This is a genomic window from Acidiplasma aeolicum, assembly GCF_001402945.1.
In the GTDB taxonomy this organism is placed as follows: Archaea; Thermoplasmatota; Thermoplasmata; order Thermoplasmatales; family Thermoplasmataceae; genus Acidiplasma; species Acidiplasma aeolicum.
The window spans coordinates 1-1078 of the sequence record NZ_LKBG01000155.1 but is presented as its reverse complement, the minus strand read 5'-3'; the positions used below and the strand labels follow the sequence as shown (position 1 = coordinate 1078).

Below are 1078 nucleotides of genomic sequence, written 5' to 3'. Positions count from 1 at the left end.
CGATGATTAGAGACAATAAATTCTTAAAAATAACTAATAAAAAATGAAAATATTACGTATAAGTTCCATTATTTGCTTTCTTAATTTTGTTTGGATTTTTTATTGATTCGTTATTTATGACTTTAATTATTAATACCAATTCATTTTTGGCCATTCCCAAAAGTAATATTAGAAGATCTTCTAGAGTTTCTATTTCAAAATTTTTTGCACTTGGACTTATATAAACACCTTTCTGAACATCAAGATAAAGACCTGATTCTTTAAGATCTATGATATAGGTAAGCTGGCTATCATTTACATCAAGTATATTGTCAATAATTTTATCAATTTCTTTCATATTGGATAGTTTACTTTTAGATATATACTCTCCAAGAATCTCTCTTGTTAATTTGACTCTATCAGAACTAGATCTAATTAATGGTAGTTCTATATTGCGAATATATTTTATAAACCTGAAAAGAAACTTAATTTTTTCTTTATGATTTGAGAAAGTTTCTTTATTAAAAGGCATTAGCAAAGATGATATATCTTTTTTATCACAACAATTTATTATAACATTTTTAAGTTCGTCCATCTTTTTAGTATATTTATTACGATTGATATGTGCATTTTTCATAAATACATTTATATATTCTGTGTTTTGGTCAAAGAGATTATTTTCAAAGTTAAGAATAATTCCCCAAACTTTTGCAACTTCTTCAAGCGCTATTTCTAGAAATGCAAATCTTGTTGGAATACTCACATTTTGTGAATCTTTAAATAATCTTTCAACGTTTAAAATACCTAATTGCGCACCTTCTAATGTAATTGGTATATTTTCAACTATCCTGGTCTTTAACATATTTGATTTTATACTCATTCAATTCTCACTTTAGTTATTTTAGTATATTTTTAAGGTTAGGTTTTTAATATTAATTGTTTTAATATAAATCTTGTGCTCGAAATAATTTAAGCTATTATGATAAAACGCAAATATTTATTGCATTAAAAGTTATAAACACTAATAATTTTTGATGCTGATGTTATTTTTTTAATTAATCCAGATTCATTGTTAATATATTACCACCTTATTATAATA

General features: G+C 23.8%; 1 protein-coding gene. It reads right to left on the bottom strand.

Annotated elements, in window-relative coordinates; all coding sequences use genetic code 11:
- Positions 1 to 52 precede the first annotated feature (52 nt).
- Entirely contained in the window at positions 53 to 859 is an 807-nt protein-coding gene (locus AOG54_RS03855; protein ID WP_055032449.1) for a hypothetical protein, read from the bottom strand.
- Positions 860 to 1078 lie beyond the last annotated feature (219 nt).

Bases quoted from the DNA above. Each gene is read 5' to 3' on its own strand.
- AOG54_RS03855 (WP_055032449.1), bottom strand. From the start codon at position 859: ATGAGTATAAAATCAAATATGTTAAAGACCAGGATAGTTGAAAATATA.